This is a genomic window from Corynebacterium intestinale (assembly GCF_023574125.1).
GTDB classification, from domain to species: domain Bacteria; phylum Actinomycetota; class Actinomycetes; order Mycobacteriales; family Mycobacteriaceae; genus Corynebacterium; species Corynebacterium hesseae.
Map to the genome: position 1 here is coordinate 141,261 of NZ_JAMKFF010000001.1, position 19,062 is coordinate 160,322.

General features: G+C 58.6%; 20 protein-coding genes and 1 tRNA gene. 16 read left to right on the top strand and 5 right to left on the bottom strand.

The window, feature by feature from the left end; translation table 11 throughout:
• The first annotated feature begins 219 nt into the window (after positions 1-219).
• From M5J06_RS00670 to M5J06_RS00710, 9 genes are all read left to right on the top strand, one after another.
• A complete protein-coding gene (locus tag M5J06_RS00670; RefSeq protein ID WP_070597565.1) occupies positions 220-1,011 on the top strand; it encodes a lysozyme family protein in 792 nt (263 codons plus the stop codon).
• Positions 1,012-1,154: 143 nt separating this feature from the next.
• Complete coding sequence (gene eno / locus M5J06_RS00675) at positions 1,155-2,432, top strand: phosphopyruvate hydratase (protein WP_143335642.1); 1,278 nt, start codon at positions 1,155-1,157, stop codon at positions 2,430-2,432.
• Between the two features lie 231 nt (positions 2,433-2,663).
• The gene (locus M5J06_RS00680; RefSeq protein WP_070520902.1) at positions 2,664-3,167 is read left to right on the top strand and encodes a septum formation initiator family protein; all 504 of its coding nucleotides are present in this window, start codon (positions 2,664-2,666) and stop codon (positions 3,165-3,167) included.
• 34 nt (positions 3,168-3,201) lie between these two features.
• Positions 3,202-3,750: a DUF501 domain-containing protein gene (locus M5J06_RS00685; RefSeq protein WP_070520905.1), complete on the top strand. Its 549-nt coding sequence runs from the start codon at positions 3,202-3,204 to the stop codon at positions 3,748-3,750.
• Between the two features lie 16 nt (positions 3,751-3,766).
• Complete coding sequence (locus tag M5J06_RS00690) at positions 3,767-4,720, top strand: Ppx/GppA phosphatase family protein (protein ID WP_154736684.1); 954 nt, start codon at positions 3,767-3,769, stop codon at positions 4,718-4,720.
• An 87-nt stretch (positions 4,721-4,807) separates the two neighbouring features.
• A tRNA-Leu gene (locus M5J06_RS00695) sits at positions 4,808-4,884 on the top strand.
• 260 nt (positions 4,885-5,144) lie between these two features.
• Positions 5,145-5,948 carry a Bax inhibitor-1/YccA family protein gene (locus M5J06_RS00700; protein WP_070686428.1) on the top strand — a complete coding sequence of 268 codons (804 nt, stop codon included), beginning with the start codon at positions 5,145-5,147 and terminating at the stop codon, positions 5,946-5,948.
• Between the two features lie 847 nt (positions 5,949-6,795).
• Entirely contained in the window at positions 6,796-7,467 is a 672-nt protein-coding gene (locus tag M5J06_RS00705) for a hypothetical protein (RefSeq protein ID WP_250223713.1), read from the top strand.
• A 343-nt stretch (positions 7,468-7,810) separates the two neighbouring features.
• Complete coding sequence (locus tag M5J06_RS00710; RefSeq protein WP_250223714.1) at positions 7,811-9,316, top strand: hypothetical protein; 1,506 nt, start codon at positions 7,811-7,813, stop codon at positions 9,314-9,316.
• Between the two features lie 80 nt (positions 9,317-9,396).
• On the opposite strand, the gene M5J06_RS00715 is transcribed toward M5J06_RS00710, so the two are convergent.
• From M5J06_RS00715 to M5J06_RS00725, 3 genes are all read right to left on the bottom strand, one after another.
• Positions 9,397-9,657 carry a hypothetical protein gene (locus M5J06_RS00715; RefSeq protein WP_250223715.1) on the bottom strand — a complete coding sequence of 87 codons (261 nt, stop codon included), beginning with the start codon at positions 9,655-9,657 and terminating at the stop codon, positions 9,397-9,399.
• Between the two features lie 48 nt (positions 9,658-9,705).
• Positions 9,706-10,227, bottom strand: coding sequence for a transcription elongation factor GreA (gene greA / locus M5J06_RS00720; protein WP_010187368.1), 522 nt, complete (start codon positions 10,225-10,227; stop codon positions 9,706-9,708).
• Between the two features lie 117 nt (positions 10,228-10,344).
• Positions 10,345-10,836, bottom strand: coding sequence for a DUF4307 domain-containing protein (locus M5J06_RS00725; protein WP_250223716.1), 492 nt, complete (start codon positions 10,834-10,836; stop codon positions 10,345-10,347).
• 117 nt (positions 10,837-10,953) lie between these two features.
• Between M5J06_RS00725 and mca the strand changes: the two genes are divergently transcribed.
• Genes mca through M5J06_RS00740 form a run of 3 tightly spaced genes read left to right on the top strand, consistent with a single transcriptional unit; the run spans position 10,954 to position 12,932 of the window.
• A complete protein-coding gene (gene mca, locus M5J06_RS00730) occupies positions 10,954-11,844 on the top strand; it encodes a mycothiol conjugate amidase Mca (RefSeq protein ID WP_070524017.1) in 891 nt (296 codons plus the stop codon).
• Positions 11,845-11,847: 3 nt separating this feature from the next.
• Positions 11,848-12,141, top strand: coding sequence for a hypothetical protein (locus M5J06_RS00735; protein ID WP_070523946.1), 294 nt, complete (start codon positions 11,848-11,850; stop codon positions 12,139-12,141).
• Between the two features lie 20 nt (positions 12,142-12,161).
• Entirely contained in the window at positions 12,162-12,932 is a 771-nt protein-coding gene (locus M5J06_RS00740; protein WP_144014534.1) for an isoprenyl transferase, read from the top strand.
• Positions 12,933-12,946: 14 nt separating this feature from the next.
• Here M5J06_RS00740 and coaA read toward each other — a convergent pair whose 3' ends face one another.
• Entirely contained in the window at positions 12,947-13,873 is a 927-nt protein-coding gene (gene coaA / locus M5J06_RS00745) for a type I pantothenate kinase (RefSeq protein WP_250223717.1), read from the bottom strand.
• 195 nt (positions 13,874-14,068) lie between these two features.
• Between coaA and glyA the strand changes: the two genes are divergently transcribed.
• Positions 14,069-15,370, top strand: a complete 1,302-nt coding sequence (gene glyA, locus M5J06_RS00750; protein ID WP_143335636.1) for a serine hydroxymethyltransferase — start codon at positions 14,069-14,071, stop codon at positions 15,368-15,370.
• On the opposite strand, the gene M5J06_RS00755 is transcribed toward glyA, so the two are convergent.
• Positions 15,367-15,687, bottom strand: a complete 321-nt coding sequence (locus tag M5J06_RS00755; protein WP_083299207.1) for a DUF5997 family protein — start codon at positions 15,685-15,687, stop codon at positions 15,367-15,369. The two genes, glyA and M5J06_RS00755, sit on opposite strands and share 4 nt — an antisense overlap.
• Positions 15,688-15,785: 98 nt before the next feature.
• Between M5J06_RS00755 and M5J06_RS00760 the strand changes: the two genes are divergently transcribed.
• The 3 genes from M5J06_RS00760 to phoH2 all read left to right on the top strand — a co-directional run bounded on the left by M5J06_RS00760 (position 15,786) and on the right by phoH2 (position 19,006).
• Positions 15,786-16,487: a LysR family transcriptional regulator substrate-binding protein gene (locus M5J06_RS00760; RefSeq protein ID WP_250223718.1), complete on the top strand. Its 702-nt coding sequence runs from the start codon at positions 15,786-15,788 to the stop codon at positions 16,485-16,487.
• Between the two features lie 127 nt (positions 16,488-16,614).
• On the top strand, positions 16,615-17,277 hold the full coding sequence (locus M5J06_RS00765) for an LGFP repeat-containing protein (protein ID WP_070523959.1): 663 nt from the start codon (positions 16,615-16,617) through the stop codon (positions 17,275-17,277).
• A gap of 370 nt (positions 17,278-17,647) precedes the next feature.
• Positions 17,648-19,006, top strand: coding sequence for an RNA 5'-3' helicase PhoH2 (gene phoH2 / locus M5J06_RS00770; RefSeq protein ID WP_070597574.1), 1,359 nt, complete (start codon positions 17,648-17,650; stop codon positions 19,004-19,006).
• Positions 19,007-19,062: the final 56 nt, after the last annotated feature.

Below are 19,062 nucleotides of genomic sequence, written 5' to 3' on the forward strand. Positions count from 1 at the left end.
AAGACACGTTTCTAGAACGGACAGTGATAGAACGTGGAGCACCAGCAGGGCCTCGGCTCTCTGTTCAACGCTGCAGTGTAGCGCAGAATGTTACGCATGGGAACATTTGGACATAACTTTTGTTCCGCGATTGTCGTAGGTCTTGCCTATACGGTCGCCTCGTGGCGCCCTCTGTGTCGCTCGACCCCCTTCCTGCAACGGGCTGTAGTATTCACCTTTATGACGCAGGGGCTTAGGAGGATCGGGGGCTGTGGCCTCGGCATTGTCTTGGCCATCATTCTGATCATTTCCTTGGTGGCCTGGAGTCTTTCCTTCCTGGATAAGCCATCCCCGTTCCGGCAGCTTTCCCCCGTCCCAGAGGAACTTCCACCCGTGGGCGGGGCAGAGGTGCCCGCTATTGATGTCGACGGGCTGGGGCGCACGGCGGACAAGCTGACGTGGTGGTCCGACCAGCTTGCCGACGCCACCAGTATCCCCGCCCAGGCATTGCGGGCCTACGGCAACGCCGAGTTGATCGCGCGGCAATCCTGGCCGAACTGTAATCTGCGCTGGAATACCCTCGCCGGTATCGGCTGGGTAGAAACTCGTCACGGGACCTATAACGGAAGCCTCTTCGACCGTTCATCCCTCGATGAGAATGGTTATCCCGACCCGCCCATCGTGGGCATTCCTCTCGACGGAACTAACAACACCACTTTGGTTCCTGATAGCGATGGCGGCGCCATTGATGGCGATGCCGAGTTTGATCGGGCGGTTGGCCCCATGCAATTCATCGCTTCTTCGTGGGAACATCTAGGTCGAGATGCCAACGGCGATGGCGTTGCTGATCCCAATCAAATCGACGATGCCGCGTTGGGTGCTGCCGCACTGCTGTGTCACGGAGATAGGGATCTTTCCACGCCAGAGGGATGGCGTTCGGCCGTCCTCAACTACAACCAATCTGAGGACTACCTGCGCAAAGTCGCAGCAGCCGCAAATTCCTACGCCATTGAACAGCCTGCCGTGTCCTAGCCTCTTTCTAGATCTATGTCACGTTGTCCGTTTCCGCCCGACACGTTCCGAAGTTTTCTGGAACAATTGTCCCCAGGTGGTTTGGGAGCCCCTCCCAGAACACGAACCCAAGATCAATTTGGCTCTATAGGAGTGAAAGCAGCATGGCTGACATCATCCACGTAATGGCACGCGAAATTCTTGATTCCCGCGGCAACCCCACCGTTGAGGCTGAAGTATTCCTCGACGATGGTGCACGCGGTGTCGCCGGCGTTCCGTCTGGCGCTTCCACCGGTGTTCACGAGGCTCACGAGTTGCGTGACGGTGGTGACCGCTACTTGGGCAAGGGCGTTCTGAAGGCTGTTGAGAACGTCAACGAAGAGATCGCTGATGAACTTGCTGGCTTCGAGGCCGATGATCAGCGTCTCATCGACCAGGCCCTGATCAAGCTGGACGGCACGGATAACAAGTCCCGCCTTGGCGCCAACGCCATCCTGGGCGTGTCCATCGCAGCCGCCAAGGCCGCTGCCGAGTCTGCTGGCCTTCCGCTCTACCGCTACATTGGCGGCCCGAACGCTCATGTCCTGCCCGTTCCGATGATGAACATCGTCAACGGTGGTGCCCACGCTGACTCCGGCGTTGACGTTCAGGAGTTCATGATCGCCCCGATCGGTGCCGAGTCCTTCAGCGAGGCCCTGCGCATGGGCGCACAGGTCTACCACGCACTGAAGGCCGTTATTAAGTCCAAGGGCCTGTCCACCGGCCTGGGTGACGAGGGCGGATTCGCTCCGGAGGCTGAGTCCACCAAGGCAGCTCTGGACCTCATCGTTGAGGCCATCGAGAAGGCCGGCTTTAAGCCGGGCAAGGATGTCGCCCTGGCTCTCGACGTTGCATCCTCCGAGTTCTTCAAGGACGGCAAGTACCACTTCGAGGGCGGCGAGCACACCGCTGAGGAGATGGCCAAGGTCTACGAGGACCTCATTGCCAACTACCCGATCGTGTCCATCGAGGACCCGCTGCAGGAAGATGACTGGGAGGGCTACACCAAGCTCACCGCAGCTATCGGTGACAAGGTGCAGATTGTCGGCGATGACTTCTTCGTCACCAACCCGGCTCGCCTGAAGGAAGGCATTGAGAAGAAGGCCGCCAACGCTCTGCTGGTGAAGGTTAACCAGATCGGTACCCTGACTGAGACCTTCGACGCCGTTGAGCTGGCACACCGCAATGGCTACCGCACCATGATGTCCCACCGCTCCGGTGAGACCGAGGACACCACCATTGCCGATCTCGCCGTTGCTCTGAACTGCGGCCAGATCAAGACCGGTGCTCCGGCCCGCTCTGAGCGCGTTGCCAAATACAACCAGCTGCTGCGCATTGAGCAGGAACTGGGTGACGCCGCAGTTTATGCCGGCCGCTCCGCATTCCCGCGCTTCCAGGGCTAGGAATTAACTCCGGTTTCCAGCAGCGGTCTGCACAGACCACTCGCTGAATGACTGGTGAACGAAAAGGTGCCACAGTAACCGTGGCACCTTTTAATCGTTTTGATCGTGGCACCTTTCCTGTTGTCTGGCCCCGAACAGGCCCAGCCCAAAACTTCTGAGGCGCATGTTATTTCTGGGACACGTCGCGCGCCGCACAGCACCTGGGCCGGTCCGGGATACAATGGCTTTCCGATGGCACGCACTACTTCTCCCCGCACGAAACGCCGGAACACCGTTCCGGTTCGCACGCGTGCCCGCGATGAGCAGCGAGCTAAACGGAAGAAAGCACCTGTGCAGCCCAAGGGGCTAGACATCCTCGGGATCGGTGTGATCATCGCTGTAGTTCTCGTAGTACTGCTATCCATTGCCGTTCCGCTGCGAAATTACTACCACGGCCAATCGGAGATTGCGCGGCTGGAAAGCTCAATCGTCGCCAAGCAGGCACAGAAGGATGACCTCCTCACGGAGATTGACAAGTATCGATCCGAGGAATACGTCAAGGAGGAGGCGCGCCGCCGCTTCGGTGTCATGGATGAAGGCGAGATGGCCTTTCGCATCATGGATCCGCGCATGGACTCTGGTGACACGGTGACCTCAGAACGTCGTGAGGATGCCGACGACCGCGAGTGGTACACGGTGCTGTGGGATTCAGTATCGGAAGATGCGGAAAACCTACCGGAAACACCTGCTGAATAGGACTCATCCATATCTCCATGTCACAATGGTTCCTATGACCGTGACCGATGCTGACCTTGAAGTCGTCCGCGAACAGTTGGGTCGCGCCCCGCGCGGCGTCGTGGACATTGCTTACCGCACCCCGGACGGAGCCCCAGCGGTGATTAAAACCGCGCCCAAGCTTCCCGACGGCACCCCGTTTCCCACCCTTTACTACCTCACCGATCCGCGCCTGACTGCCGAAGCATCGCGCCTTGAGGTCGCCCATGTCATGAAGTGGATGGAGCAGCGCCTCGCCCAAGAAGAGGACCTGCAGCAGGATTACCAGGCAGCGCACGAACACTACCTGGAAACCCGTAACGCCATGGAAGACCTGGGCACTGAGTTTTCAGGTGGCGGCATGCCAGAGCGCGTGAAGTGCCTCCACGTTCTCATTGCTTATGCCTTAGCTGAGGGGCCGGGCCGCGTGCGCTTTGGTACCGAGGCCGTCGCGATGGCTGCGGAGCACGGTAAACTCCGGGGAAGCGCCATCCCTGAGGATTGGCCCACCGTGGGGGACCTGGGCATCGACATGACCCAGTTCGATTTTTCTAACGCCGGTTAAAAGAAAGGCTAGCCTTATGACTCGCGTCGCTGCTGTCGACTGCGGAACCAACTCCATTCGCCTGCTCATCAGCGAGATTCAGGAGGATGGCAAGATCCGGGACATCACCCGCACGATGGAGATCGTTCGCCTTGGCCAGGGCGTCGATGCTACCGGTGAGTTTGATCCTGAAGCTCTTGCGCGGACTCGCGTAGCGCTCGAAGGCTACGTCAAACAAATGAAGTTTGAAAAGGTCGAGCGCGTGCGCATGGTCGCCACCTCGGCTACTCGTGATGCAAAGAACCACCGCGAGTTTTTCAACATGACCGAAGAGCTTCTCGGTGAAATCCAGCCGGGGGCTCGCGCGGAAGTAATTTCCGGTGAGGAAGAGGCACTGCTGTCCTTTACCGGTGCGGTGGGGGACCTGCACTCTGAGGAGGGCCCGTATTGCGTCATCGATTTGGGCGGTGGTTCGACAGAGTTCGTCGTGGGGACAATCGACGGCGAGATCCTCGGCTCGCACTCTGCTCAGATGGGGTGCGTGCGGCTTACCGAGCGCATCATGCGCACCGATCCTCCCACGGAGGCCGAGATTGAGATTGCTAGCGACTATGTTGCTGAGCGCATGGCCGAAGTGGAGAAGATCGTTCCTATCGACAAAGCCCTCACCTTCGTTGGCTGTGCCGGTACGTTTACGACTCTTTCGGCGCTTGCCCAGGGGATGGAGCGCTACGATGCCGACTCCATCCACGGTTCCGAGCTTCGCTTCGATGCGCTGCGGGTGCTCACCCGACAGATGATTGGATTGTCTTCGGATGTGCGCGCTCTCAACCCCGTCATCCACCCCGGGCGCGCAGATGTCATCGGTGGTGGATGCGTGGCCATCGAGGGCATCATGACGATGATTGAGCGCAACAGTGAAGCCCGTTCCTTCTTCATCAGCGAGAAGGACATCCTCGACGGTATTATCAGCGGCCTCGCTGACAGTTAGCGAACTCAAACCAAAAGAGTTGCGCAGAAGCCGACCCTATTTTCAGTCCATGCCTACCCGTGCCCTAAGATGAGTGGGCACGGTTTGGCCCCCATAGCCCAATCGGCAGAGGCAGTCGACTTAAAATCGATTCAGTGTGGGTTCGAGTCCCACTGGGGGCACCATGACCAGCGGAAACGCTGAATTTAACGGGGTGAAGGAAGCGAACGCTTCCCAGCGCTCCTCTTCATAGTTCGCGGCGACAGGGGCGCCGGCAAGCGCAGTGCTTGTCGACGCATTCCTGTTACGCGTGGACAATTTTGCGAATTTTGAGATTTTTGGGAACTTCCTAGCAGTGGGGAGCGTTGATCTTGATGAAACGACAAATAAGGCGGCCCTAGGGGCCGCTTTTTAGAGAAAGACTGTGAAAGGAATCGGGATTCGCGTGCGTTCTAGCAACCCCGTCATGAGTTCCCTCTCGTCCAGCCAAAGTCAGACCCAGGGGGGCAATCCCTACGGTCAGAGCGATAATCCATTTGTTCAGGAGAATCGCAGCGCCGATCGGCCGCTGACTGTTGATGATGTCGTGACCAAGACTGGCATTACTCTTGGCGTCATCATTGTCATGGCCGTGCTCAACTTTGCTGTTGGTGAGTTGATTAACCCCGGCATCGCGATGATTCTTACTCTGGTCGGTGCGCTCGGCGGTTTCATTACTGTTCTTGTCTCAACGTTTGGCAAGAAGTTTGGTTCTGCAGCCGTCACGTTGATCTATGCCGTGTTTGAAGGCCTCTTTGTGGGCGGATTCTCCCTCATGTTTGCCGGCGTATCCTTCGGCAATTCCGATGGCATGGCACTTATCGGCCAGGCAATCATGGGTACCGTAGGTGTCTTTATCGGCATGCTGATGGTCTACAAGACCGGTGCCGTCAAAGTCACCCCGAAGTTCAACAAGATCATGTTCGGCCTCATCGCCGGCGTGGCCGTGTTGGCTCTGGGTAACATGCTGGGCGCTATTTTCTTCGGCTTTAATCCGCTACGTGATGGTGGCATGCTTTCCATCATCTTCTCCCTCGTCTGCATTGTTCTGGCGTCCTTGTCCTTTATGACAGACTTCGACCAGGCAGACCGCCTGATTCGCCAGGGTGCCCCGGCGCAATATGCCTGGGGTATCGCTCTTGGTTTGGCCGTAACCTTGGTCTGGCTGTACACGGAGATTCTTCGTCTGCTGAGCTACTTCAGGGACTAATTAGTCTCATACTGCTTCTGCGAAACCGGCGGCTGGCACCACAAGCTTTGTGGTTGCTGGCCGCCGGTTTCTTTGTGTGCGTGGCGCACCTCTTTTGGAGTAGGGGCGTAGCGCCCGTTAGATGCGGGCAGGATCTTGGCATCGACTGGCGCGAGCTAATGCAGATTGCAACAGTTAGAACAGGATTTCCCTTCGCAAATATCTATTTGTGTACCAATTGCGGTACAGGTGGCCTGTACTGCAAGCCGTGTGACGTGGATGACTGTGGCGGCAGCTATGGTTGCAAATCTGAGATCCTGTCCGGTTCTTGTGGGCGAAATGTTCGATTTCTTGGGTGGGAGAGTTTTGCCTAGCTGTTAACAGGCACCGTGAGCCGTCCGCTGGAAATGAAGGCAACTGCATCGGCAAGCACCTGTTTCCGTGCCTAGCCCTGAGCTTTACGTGACCATGCCGACAGAATTGGGTTTTTCATGTTCCCAAGGATGCGATGCTCTAAGGGGCGTGGGGCAATGCGGGCAAGATTGCTGCTCAATTGAGAAAAACGACACCCCAAAAATTGACAGTGTTGTAATTCGGGTACCCCCAATTGGTTATAATCGGCAGCCAAGACACATGTAGTTCACGGCGGGTATCCAAGCTCCATACAGGCTACGACCAGCAATTATTAACGGATGGTTCTATTAGTGTAATCGAATAGTTTCAATAAATTTGCATATAGAAAATGACTAATTTGGCACTGGCGCGACTTCTTGTTCTTTCTCGTGCATTCTGGTCGCAGAAGTCGCTCGGAGTTTAAAGCTCAAGGGAGGGGCTTCTAACGGTCAGGAAAGTTAGTTGAAGGGACACCATGAAGCGAATCGGGGGCCTTGTGATGATGGCGGTTTGTATCGGGGTGCTGTCAAACTGCGCGTCACCGCTCGGCCTCAGTGTTCGTGGCAATGGTAGTAACGCGGGGGACTTTCGCAATTCTCCTGACATGAAAGCCGGCGGTGGCTCAGTGGACTCGGGGGTCGCTGATGTCACCGCCACGACGGGGCGAGAGTCTCAAGCTCAAATTGAGCAGTCTCGTGCAGGCGGTGGGGTACTTCCACCGTTAGGTGAATTTGACCGGACAGTGCCTGGATTCCAGGTGTTTGATCCGTGTGTAGGGATTCCGGAAAGAAAGCTAAGGGAAGCAGGCCTTTCTACGCGTTTGGAGTCAAGTGTTCGCGAATCAGGTTTTTCCCACTGTGGGTTTGAGATTGAAAATGCTGAGGGGGAAACTGGATTCATTGGTCTCGGCGTGACGGATATGGCACTTCAGGAACTGGAAACGCAATACGGGGGGCAAAGGGTTTATGAAGGTGAGCAACTTCCGGTAGTTGCCCTAGATGATCCTGATTTTGGTCGACTGTTTTGCACTTTATATCTAGAGACCACCAAGGGAACGCTGATAGTTGAATCTTCTGGTTTTGGTAGCACTCAGAAGGACGAGCGCTGCGTGATCGGGGAAAGAATTCTTTATACGCTTGCTACTTAAATAGGGGGCATAAATGCAAATAAACTTGTCAAATCTTTTCAATCAATTGTCTGAAATCAAGGGACTATCTGAGCGGCTTAGAGGTGTTGCAGATGGAGCCCATTCTCCGCTTAACAGCGGATTCTCTCCGGTATTGGGGATAAAGGATGTCGGGGGTATCCACGAGAGAGTACTTACACATGATCCTGGCTCTGCGCAGCATTCACTCGAAGGCTTTAATAGGCAGCTTTCCTGGTTGGCAGACACACTAAAAACTGAGCTGGCAAGCTTCGAATCACAGGATGAGCTTACGAGTCGGGGGTTGGATGTCGCTGACGCTGGTGGGGGAGGCGGGGCGGTATCGATGCCGATCGTGTCGCAACCAGACCCGGGATACAGCCCGTTTGGATTTACCATTCCGATCGTGGACACCGGCGCTTCTATCATGGGCTTAGCATCGAACTTGTTTAGCACGCGCTTCTGGGATGTGTCGGAAGCGAATGCGCGGTGGGGCGCTTTGAGTGGGGAAGTCGCAGAAATCGTTGCGGGTCTTGAAAACTCGGCCGCGTCTTTGGAAGCCGAGAACGACAGTGAAGCCACCACACGCGCAGCGCAGAAGATTCGTGAAGTTGCGCAGGCGGGTACACACTTCATTGCCAATGCGAGCGTCATGCAGCAGAAGCTGTTCGGCTTCCAAGCGCAGCTGATGAATGTTCAGCCGGAAGCCATTGCCTTGGCCTTTGAGGTGGCGGCAATCCCAGAGCCTGCTACGCGTCAAGCCGCTGAACAAGCAGCCTTGGTCTATATGCAGGGCGTCCTTCAGCAGCAAGTGATTTCCGCTATGCCGTATCAGCATGCGCTTATGGACGCAGCGCCGCCCAGCGGCGGCGGAGACACCAGTACCCACTTTGGGGCAGTCATGGGCGACGGAAATCGCTACAACACCGATGGAGTCACATGGCCGAAGCCAATAGCCGAAGCGATAGAAAACGGCACCATGGGCCCAGGCTCCTTTGGCGTTGCGGACGGCCACATCCAAGGTCTGGAAAGCGTGGGGATGGGGGCTGACGATATCGCGCGCTTTCATAATGAGCTACACAATCGTGGGCGCAGCATCCTCAGCGAGCTTGGTTTCGGGGACGCATTAGCGCCGATCAATGCAGGCGACGTGAATACCTCAGCTGCCAACGCAGGCTTGAGCGCCCTTGATCCCGTTCGGGGAGGAGCGCCAGGATCGTTGGCAACTACCAGCGGAGCGGCAAACATGCCAGCTGGTGTAAACGGGCTCGGAGGTCTAGGCAGCGGCGCTGTAGGGCAGGGATTAGGAGCCATTGGTCTTGCTGATGGCCGTGGGAACAAGCTTCCCGGAGGCGTGGCAGGCCACAGCGGTCGCTTGCCGGAAATGTCGGCGAATCCAACGACAAACGCAGCGGGGTTCGGAGGCGCGGGCGCTTCATTCGGTGGGCCGCAGACCGGAACGCATCCGGTATTAGGAGGCCTTCCTGGGGCCGTAACGGGAACTGGACAACAGAGGGAAGGGCGGACGTCGCTAAGCGGAGGCGGCCTCGTCGGAGGTGGTGCCATCAGTACGGGAGGTTCCGGGGGCGTCGGCAACGCTGGTGGCGCTGGTGGTGTCCTGGGAGCCCCGGGCGGAGCGGGTAGTGCGAGGCAGGGCGTCGGCAGTGCCCGCGGTGCGGGGATGCGCATGATGCCCATGATGGGTGGCATGGCACGCGGCGGCGAAGGCGAAAGGCGGGTCAAGTCCGTCACGACTCAAGTAGAACGCGACCCCAACCGCCGTGATCTACTCGGCGAAGCACCCGCAGTACTGCCAGGGGTTATCGGGGATTGGGTCCGGGAGGCAAAGTAGAAAAAGACGACGGACCCCAGAAAGCTAAAAGCGGCGCCCCAACTATCGGGACGCCGCTTCTTTGCCAGTTGCCGTTGAACCTACTGCTGAACCGGAGCAGTGGTGTATTCAGCCGGAGCAACCTCGGTTGCAGCAACGGCTTCGGACTCAGTGGCTGCTTCGGACTTAGCCGCAGCCTCGGAGGGGGCGGCTGCACCTGCGCCGGGAGCCTCACCGGCAAAGGAAGCGCCGGTGTCAACCTTCTCAGAGGAATCCTGTTGGTTCGGAGGGTGGCAGGCAGCGAGGGTGAGGCCAGCGGAGAAAACCAAACCAGCGGCAGCGAAACGAGTGAACTTCTTCATGGGTTAAAACTCTTTCTCGGAAAAACGATGACCTAAGAGCAGTATAAATTAGGACTTGCGCGGAGTGGCAGCCTTTGCGGAATCATAGGGTGCCGCAGAGACCACGGTGACCGACAAGGTCTTGCCATTCGGCGCCGTGTACTCGCGGGTCTCGCCCTCAGCAGCACCCAGGAGTGCAGCGCCCAGCGGGGACTGCTCGGAGTAGGTCTCCAAGTCCTTGTTATCGGAAGCAGCGGCGCGGGTACCGATGAGGAAGGTCTCGCGGTCCTCCTCGTCGCCGTTGTAGTACACGTGCACAACGGAACCGATGTGGGCAACACCCTCCTGGACGGCGGTGCGCTCGGTGGTGGAGTTCGCCAGAACCTCGGAGATCTGCTTGATGCGGGCCTCTTCCTGGTCCTGCATCTCACGGGCTGCGTCGTAACCCGCGTTCTCCTTGAGGTCACCTTCCTCGCGGCGCTCATTAATCTCCGCGGCGACGACCGGGCGGTGGTCGATGAGGGCCTGCAGCTCGGCCTCGAGCTTGGCCTTGGTTTCCGGGGTAATGTACTGCTTCTGCTGCTCAGCCATAGTGCAACCTTCCGTTTACGGTTCCTAATGAACGGGTCTATTTCTCATTGGATGGGCCAGAAAGCGCAGGTGGCGCGGCCCATTCAGAACGCTCAACATACTAGCACAGCTGGGCTTTTACTCGCCGGTAGCCTCACCCGCTGTATCCATCGTGCTGGTGTCCAAATAGGACGGGATGCTTCCGGAGCAACCGTAGGCGCCACCGGCGACGGCTCTGTGGTTGGTGGGGATATCCACCGCGATGCGTTGAGCGGAGTCACCGCCAGCAGGCACGGCGACCTCGCGGCGCCCCACCTCAGCCTTGGAGTAGTCGAAGGCCTGGACAATGCAGTATGCAGGTTCTTCCACGCGGTTGCGGGTGATGTCTACCCACACGCGCGCTGTGTCATCAGACAGGATCTCGTGGGTGACGTAGGAGATATCTGCGTTGACCTTTTGCTGGCTGCGGAAATACTGAACGCCGTAGACAATGGCCGCAATCAGCATGGCCAGGAATACCAGCACCAGCGCCCGGTTGGTCCATGAGCCTTTTGTGCGAGTGGACTGAGAGGAAGAACCGTAGCGGGACTGCGAGCGTGCGGGTTGAGAAGCAGGTTGGGCGTCAGACATGAGTCTGATTCTATCCAACAGTCGCCGCGAAGAAACTATCCACTAGACTAGGCCTCTGTTTAATGCCTCTGTATTAATGAGGCGATGTAGGGACGATGTAGGGAGATGTATCACCCAGTGAGCACGAAGCGCCTTTTGGCTATCCACGCGCACCCTGACGATGAGTCCTCGAAGGGTGCTGCGACGACCGCAAAATATGCCGCGGAGGGGGCGGAAGTCCTCGTCGTGACCTGCACCGGTGGCGAGAGGGGAGATATTATCAACCCGGCCATGGATCGCCCCGGTGTCCTTGAGAATATGGGCAGCATTCGCCGTGAGGAAATGGCGAAAGCAGCCGCCGCCTTGGGCGTGCAACATCGCTGGCTTGGGCACATTGATTCGGGCCTTCCTGGTAACCCGCTCGCGCCCAATATCAAGGACTTACTACCTGAGGGCTGCTTTGCGCTTAAGGAAGATGATGACGTAGCCCAAGAGCTGGTTGAAATCATCCGTGAGTTCCGGCCCCACGTCATTATTACCTACGACGAGAACGGCGGCTATCCACACCCGGATCACCTCATGGTGTACCGCGCGTCCATGCTGGCGTGGGAAAACGCGGGTGACGCGGCATACCACCCAGAATTGGGTGAGCCGTGGGAGCCGCAGAAGCTGTACTACACGCATGGCTTCGTATACCAAAGGATGAAGATCTTCCATGATCTTCTTCTGGAGGAAGGCAAGATCAGTCCATATGAGCCGATGCTGGCGCGCTGGGATACGACGTTCGGAGACATCATGGCGCGGGTAACCACACAGGTCGAATGCGCGGATTACTTCCAGAATCGTGAGGATGCGCTCCGTGCGCACGCAACCCAAATTGATCCAGCCGGTGCCTTCCTAGCCACGCCCGTGTCCGTACAGCAGGAGCACTGGCCCACGGAGGAATTCGAGTTGGCCAAAACTCGCGTTTCTACTGCACTGCCGGAAGATGATTTATTTGCGGGAATTCCAGAAGTAGGGGAGTCTTAAAGCATGAACGCTTTCTACCTCGCAGCGCACGACGTCGCCCTGCTCGCCCAAGGAAGCCAAAGCGGGCCGGTTGGACCGGAGTTTGGTAAGGCTTCGCCTATTGGTCTGCTCATCCTCGCCCTGATGGGTGTTGCTGTCCTTTTTGCAGGCTGGAATTTTCACCGCCGCTATTCGCGCTTCCGTCGTCGAACCATGTTTGCGCAGGATCACGGCATCGATCCGTTCAATGATGAGGCGATCGATTCGGCAATGAAGGAAGCCGGCATCCTCGATAACAGCAAGAAGTCCATCTTTTAAGGTAGAGGACGATTCCCACCGTGAAGTTCCTAAGCCAGCTCCTGTACCCCCTGTACGAAGCGCGTCTGACACGTGAAATCAAGAACAAGCCGCAACCACGCCACGTGGCAATCATGGCTGATGGCAACCGCCGCTGGGCGCGCGAGGCTGGATTTACGGATATCAGCCACGGCCATCGGCAGGGCGCGCGGAAGATCAGCGAGATGATCTCTTGGTGCCAAGGCACCGACATCGAGGTTGTCACTATCTACCTGCTCTCGACGGAGAACCTGAAGCGCAGCGAGCAGGAGGTGCAGCTGCTCTTCGACATCATCTCGGATGTCGTTACGCACCTCTCCCAAGGGGACTTGGATTGCCAGATCCGGCTCGTTGGGCACCTAGATCTGCTCCCTGAACAGGTCACGGCCAAGATGCAAAGCGCGGCTGAGGCCACGGAGGAGCACCAGGGAGTCATCGTCAACATCGCGGTTGGTTATGGTGGGCGCCAGGAAATTGTGGACGCCGTGCAGAGTTTCATTCGCGGCGAAGCCCGCAAGGGGTTGAGCGCTGAGGAAATTGCGGACAACGTGACGGCGGAGGCCATTACGGGCAACCTTTATACCAAGGGTTTGCCTGACCCCGATCTCGTCATTCGTACCTCCGGCGAGCAGAGGCTGTCCGGCTTTCTGCTGTGGCAGGCCGCTTACTCGGAGATCTGGTTCACGGACACCTATTGGCCCGCATTCCGCCGGGTGGATTTCCTGCGCGCCTTGCGTGACTATTCGCAGCGCTCGCGCCGCTTCGGCCGCTAGCCCTGGCGATCGGGCTAGAGCTTACGCATCCTCACCCGGTCAACCAGGTGGTGCGAGCCCTTGCACAGCACCAGGGAGGCGCGTACCCGGGTGGGCAAAATGTTCTCGATGAGGTTGGGCAGGTTGATGGACTGCCAGATTTCACGGGCCTGCATGTAGGCCTCCTCGTCCGTCATGTCCGCGAAGGACGCGAAGTGCGCCCCTGGTTCGCGGAAGGCAGTGTGGCGGAGCTTGAGGAAGCGATCGATGTACCACTTTTCGATATCGTCGACCCGGGCGTCCACGTAAACAGAGAAGTCGAACAGGTCCGAAACCATGAGGGTCGGCCCGGTTTGTAAGACGTTGAGGCCTTCCAAAATCAGGATGTCCGGCTGGCGAACCTCCTGAAACTCACCAGGAACGATGTCATAGGACACATGCGAGTACAGCGGTGCGGTTACCAGCGGCTTGCCGGACTTAACGTCGGTAACAAAACGCATGAGCGCGCGACGGTTATAAGATTCCGGGTAGCCCTTGCGCTGCATAAGCCCGTGCTCTTTAAGGTACGCGGTGGGGTAGAGGAACCCGTCGGTGGTGACCAGATCAACCTTCGGGTGGGAATCCCAGCGCTGTAGAAGAACTTGGAGCAAGCGCGCGGTCGTTGACTTGCCCACCGCTACGGAGCCGGCAACGCCGATGACGAAAGGAACGTGCGTGGGTGGGTTTCCTAAGAATGCCTCGGTAGCGGTAGTGAGTTTTTGGCGGGCCTCAACCTGCATGTGGATGAGACGGGATAACGGAAGATAAACTTCAGCCACTTCAGTGAGGTCGATGCGGTCACCGATACCACGAAGTTTTTCCACCTCGGTTGCAGTTAGCACCTGTGGCATGGATTTACGCAGGGCACGCCACGTATCGCGGTCAAAATCGAGGTACGGGCTCGCATCGGTCATTCGCGCCATGCCGACTATTGTTCCACTCAGCAGAGCGCCTGTGGCAATCGCCCCGAATGAAAAGATTCGAGGAGGCCCCCACGCGGGGGATGCGGGCGTTAGGATGTAGAACTAGCTTCCGCGATTGCAGAGCCGGTGGTGTCGTGTCGCGGGCGGGCGCCGCGGGCTTCATTGACCACCTCTACGAAGGGACATCACGCTTTCATGACCACTACGAACAATTCAGACGTGCGCTACCAGGAGATGCGCGATCTCGACCCCGAGGTCTTTGCTGCTATTAACGGTGAGATTGCTCGTCAGCGCGATACCCTCGAGATGATCGCGTCGGAAAACTTCGTCCCCCGCGCGGTTCTGCAGGCGCAGGGCTCTGTTCTGACCAACAAGTATGCCGAGGGCTACCCGGGGCGCCGCTATTACGGCGGCTGCGAGCACGTTGACATCGTAGAAGATCTGGCTCGTGATCGTGCCAAGGCGCTTTTCGGCGCTGATTTTGCCAACGTCCAGCCCCACTCCGGCGCCCAGGCCAATGCCGCCGTGCTGGCGTCGCTGATCCAGCCGGGTGACAAGATCATGGGCCTGTCCTTGGCTCATGGTGGGCACCTGACCCACGGCATGAAGCTCAACTTCTCCGGCAAGCTTTACGACGTTGCCGCGTACGAGGTTGACCCGGAGACCATGCGCCTTGACATGGATAAGGTGCGCGAGCAGGCGCTGGCAGAAAAGCCCCAGGTGATCATCGCTGGTTGGTCCGCTTACCCGCGCACCATTGATTTCGAGGCTTTCCGCTCCATCGCGGATGAGGTCGGTGCGTACCTGTGGACGGATATGGCGCACTTCGCGGGCCTCGTGGCAGCTGGGCTGCACCCCTCCCCGGTGCCGCACTCCGATGTCGTGTCTTCCACCGTGCACAAGACGCTGGGCGGCCCTCGTTCCGGTCTCATCCTGGCCAAGCAGGATTTTGCCAAGAAGATCAACTCCAACGTCTTCCCGGGGCAGCAGGGCGGGCCGCTCATGCACGTCATCGCGGCGAAGGCTATCGCGCTGAAGATCGCGGCCACCGAGGAATTCAAGGAGCGCCAGGAGCGAACCCTGGAAGGTGCTCGCATTCTGGCTGAGCGCCTGACCTCCGAGGATTGCACCAAGGCGGGCGTCGACGTCCTCACTGGCGGCACCGACGTGCATCTTGTCCTAGCGGACCTGCGCAACTCCGAGCTCGATGGCCAGCAGGCGGAGGACCTCCTCCACGAGGTCGGCATCACCGTGAACCGCAATGCGGTGCCGAACGATCCGCGCCCGCCGATGGTCACCTCCGGCCTGCGCATTGGTACCCCGGCCCTGGCTACCCGCGGCCTCGACACGGCGGCCTTCACCGAGGTTGCCGACGTTATCGGTACTGCACTGGCAAACGGTAAGAACGCGGACGTCGCCAAGCTGCGCGCCCGCGTTGAGAAGGTCGCCGCGGACTTCCCGCTCTACGACGGCCTTGAGGACTGGAAGCTGGTCTAAGCTTCCTTGCGCTCCTCAGCGTGGGCTTTCCGGGCGGCTTCGAGCCACTCGGGCATCGCGCTGAGGAGCTCTTTAATTTCCGCGGTGGTGAGAGGGCGGTCCATCTCGTTCTTCTTCAGCGCGGTCACGGAGATTCCCAGTTTTTGTGCCACGACCGGGCGCGGGTGCGGGCCCTCGCGGCGTAGGGTAGCGAGCCACTCCGGTGGGTTCTCCTGTAAGTCGCGCAGCTGCGCATGGGTTACCGCGTTGGCTTGAAACTCCTCCGGGGCGGCCGGCAGGTAGATGCCCAACTTCTTCGCTGCGGTTTGCGCACGCATGGCGGTGCCGGAAGGCTGCTGGGTTTCGTTGGCTGGGGTTTCACTATTCGGGGTATCAGTCACGCTCACAACGCTAGCAGCACCGTAGTATGAGGTGCATGCTCCGCCTTGTCTTTTCCACTGGCACAGAACCCGGCAAATGGTTTCGTCGCTACCGTGATTCACATCCACCAGAGTCCCTGGTAACCGTCGACGCCGATGACGCGATGGACGTTCTTCTTGCTCATGAGGCAGATCTAGCGCTGACCCGCTTGCCGGATTCGCGGGTTGATGACAGCTTCCACGTCGTCCAGCTCTACGAGGAAGCACCCGGCATCGCCGTTCCGAAAGATTCTGTCTACGCGGAGGTTGGGGAGGACGTCACGCAGGAGGATGTTGCCGAAGAAATAGTGAATTACCGGATTGCGCAGGACGGCAGCGTCGATGTTCCGGCGCTGCGCACCGCTTTGCAGGTCGTGGCAGCCAACGTGGGCGTAGCCATCGCGCCGCGGCCTTTGTTGAAGGTGCTGAGCAAGAAGCAGGTCGTGGCACTGGGCTTGGAGGACCCCACTGTGGCTCGCACAGTGATTGCACTGGTGTGGCGCCGGGCTGATGACGGCGATGAGATCCAAGACTTCGTCGGGGTCGCAAAAGGAAGGACGCGGAATTCATCCCGTAATGCCGCCCCGAAACGCAGCGCACGCGACAAAGCAAAAGCTAAACAAGCGCGCAGAAAGTCCCAAGGAAAGCCTCAAAGAGGCTCGGTTTCCAAACCGTTATCAAAAAGATATAGGGGTTCTCAACAGCGGAAACGGAGATAAAGCAACGTCTTTGTTGTCAAATCATAGGTTCTGTGGTGGCAGGAAGTGCTGGCCATGCCTACGGTGGGCATCGTTCTCAACAAAAGTACTTAGAACAGTGCTCAACTAGACAGAAAGGCTTAAGAAAATGAAGAAGATGACTCGTCGTTTCGCCGCAGGTATCGCCGCCGCCACCCTGTCCCTGGGTGTCGTTGCTTGTTCCGACGCTGAGGATGCCGCTAAGGATGCTGGCGACGCTGCTCAGTCCGCTGCGTCCGACGCTACTGATGCTGCCGGTTCTGCCGCTAAGGACGCAAAGGATTCCATGAAGGACTCCGAGTCCGCCGATTCTTCCGAGGCCGAGGGCTCTGAGGGAGCCGAAGGCAGCGAAGGTGCCGATTCTTCTGAGTCGGACTCCGCCGAGTCGAAGGATGGTTCCGGCGCTGAGGGCGACAAGGAGAGCGTGTCCACCGCCAATGGTGACGTAGAGGTTCCTTCTGATTTCGCTCAGGCCATCAAGGAGAAGGCTGCTGAGTGGGGCGATCCGGAATCCATTGAAAACACCGACAAGGGAAGCGTTGCTACCTTTGCCAAGGACAAGCTGCTGGCATTCGGTGAGGGTGACGGCACCCAGCCGATCATCGGCAAGATCGCAGAGACCTGGACCGAGGAAGGCGGCCTGGAGAGCAAGGTTGGCCTGCCGACTGGCCCGGAGCAGGCCGAGGGCAACGGCTGGGTACAGGAGTTCACCAATGGCACCATCTCCTGGATGCAGGGTGAGTCCGGTGAGTACGAGGCCACCATCAACTAAGCGCTCATAAAACGGCTCGCTGCCTTGTGAGCTAAAGCGACAAAGCTCCGCACTGATAACACGGTGTGGAGCTTCTTCGTTTTTCACGGTCAACGCGTGAAAGTGCAGGGCCGAAGAATGTAGCTGCAGTGTTGGGGGAGTGGGGGAGAGACGACAGGCTCGTAGAGCCTGATGGGGATGGTGTGACGCTGGTGATTGTCGTTTTAATACTGTTCATCTTGCACCCATGTAATTTCAACCTTTGCTCTCTAGCGTGGACGGTGTCCGGACGCTAAGAACAGTCTCCGGATCGTTCGAAAACCACCAGCTTCACCATGCCGTCCCAGGTCGATGAGTTGGGGCGGGCATAACAAGGGAGAACCCTGCCGCTATGACCAATCCTTCCGTCCTCACCGAACAGCCGCACGAGGCCGCTGTGGCAACCAAGACCTATGTCATCGATACGTCCGTCCTTCTCTCAGATCCCTGGGCGTTGCGTAAGTTTGCTGAACACGATGTGGTACTGCCCATCGTCGTTATTTCTGAGTTGGAAGGAAAACGTCATCACCCGGAGCTTGGCTGGTTTGCCCGCCAAGCTCTTCGCTTTTTGGAGGACCTTCGCGCTACCTATGAGGCGTTGGACCAGCCCCTGCCCGTAAATGCAGCGGGCGGGACTTTGCGCGTGGAACTCAACCACCAGGATCAATCCTTGTTGCCGGCGGCCTTTCGCGGGCCGGAGGGAGATCACCGAATTCTGGCCTGCGCGCTGAATCTCCAGCACGAGGGCAAGGACACCGTCCTGGTGACTAAGGACGTCCCATTGCGCGTCAAGGCTGGTGCCGTAGGCCTGCAGGCGGATGAATACCATGCGCAGGACGTCGTGCTCACCGGTTACACCGGCATGGCTACGGTGCCCACCAGCGCTGAGGTCATCGATGAGCTCTACGGGGAGGGCGAGGTGCTTATCGACGGCTCCGTGACCACCGCCGGCACCCGCGTCGAGGACCTGCCGGTGCACTGTGGCATTACGCTGCAGGCAGGCGGGCAGTCCGCTCTGGGCCGGATGACGGCTGAGGGCACCGTTCGCTTGGTGCGCGGCGATGCGAATGTCTTTGGCCTGCAAGGCCGCTCTGCTGAGCAGCGCGTTGCCCTGGACCTTCTCTTGGATCCCTCCGTTGGAATTATGTCCATCGGAGGCAGGGCGGGCACTGGTAAGTCCGCGCTGGCGTTGTGTGCTGGCTTGGAGGCAGTGCTGGAGCGCGGCGAACACCGTCGCATCGTGGTGTTTCGCCCCATGTATGCGGTGGGTGGGCAGTCCCTGGGATACCTGCCGGGCTCTGAAAGCGAGAAGATGAATCCATGGGCGCAGGCCGTCTATGACACTCTGGAAGGCCTGGTATCCGAAAACGTCATGGACGAAGTCCAGGACCGCGGATTGCTGGAGGTTCTCCCATTGACCCATATCCGCGGCCGCAGCCTGCATGATTCTTTCGTCATCGTCGATGAGGCCCAATCGCTTGAGCGCAATGTGCTGCTGACTGTTCTGTCGCGCTTGGGTCGTGGCTCCCGAGTTGTACTGACGCATGATGTTGCCCAGCGCGATAACTTGCGCGTTGGCCGCCACGACGGCGTGCAGGCAGTCATTGAGAAACTTAAAGGGCATGAGCTCTTTGCACACGTCACGCTGCAGCGCTCTGAGCGCTCTGCCATTGCAGAGCTGGTCACTGATCTGTTGGAGGGGGAGAACTAACGCGTTCGCGCGCGGCGATCTCTCTGCCCTCAGCTTGGCATTGACGCCGTGTGCTC